This window comes from Flagellimonas alvinocaridis, from assembly GCF_004916895.1.
GTDB classification, from domain to species: Bacteria; Bacteroidota; Bacteroidia; order Flavobacteriales; family Flavobacteriaceae; genus Flagellimonas; species Flagellimonas alvinocaridis.
In genome coordinates, this window is sequence record NZ_SNTZ01000048.1 from 1 (window position 1) to 791 (window position 791).

The window sequence follows — 791 nt, forward strand, 5'->3', positions numbered from 1 at the left end:
CCAAAGATAAAGGTACATGAACAGCCATTTGATCCCCGTCAAAGTCTGCATTGAATCCCTTACATACTAATGGATGTAAACAAATAGCACGCCCTTCCACTAAAATGGGCTGGAATGCCTGTATGCCCAATCTATGCAGAGTWGGKGCTCTATTTAACAAAACAGGATGCCCCTGCATAACTTCCTGMAGTATTTSCCATACAATCWGYTCTTTTTCCCGRATTTTACTCTTMGCAACYCCTATRTTSGAAGCAAGATGTTGTCTAATTARACCMCGAATTACAAATGTCTGGAAAAGCTCTATTGCYATTTCGCGMGGCAATCCACATCGATGTAATGAAAGKGAAGGRCCYACGACAATSACGGAACGCCCYGAATAATCRACCCGTTTRCCAAGKAGAGTCTCACGRAATCTYCCCTCTTTGCCTTCAATTACATCTGAAAATGACTTGTAAACTTTATTATGACCGTCCCTCATTGGTTGTCCGCGGATTCCATTATCCARAAGTGTATCCACGGCTTCTTGTACCAATTTCTCCTGACACATTACTAATTCTCCAGGCGTAGATCGGCTTGTTGTTAATAGATCGGTAAGAGTGTTGTTACGATARATAACTCKTCTATAGAGTTCATTAATATCCSAGCTCATTAKTTTACCCCCCTCGATCTGAATGATCGGTCTCAACTCGGGAGGAAGAACTGGTAATAGGCACAAAACCATCCATTCAGGTTCTATATTTGTTCGAATAAAATGTTTCGCCAATTCGATACGTCTAACCAAAAAATCCTTT

The 791-nt window shown here is 41.1% G+C and carries 1 protein-coding gene; it reads right to left on the bottom strand.

Features of this window, described 5'->3' with window-relative positions; translation table 11 throughout:
- The coding region (locus EZV76_RS17845; protein ID WP_500683424.1) for a DNA-directed RNA polymerase subunit beta' at positions 1 to 781 on the bottom strand (781 nt) is incomplete at its 3' end.
- Positions 782 to 791 lie beyond the last annotated feature (10 nt).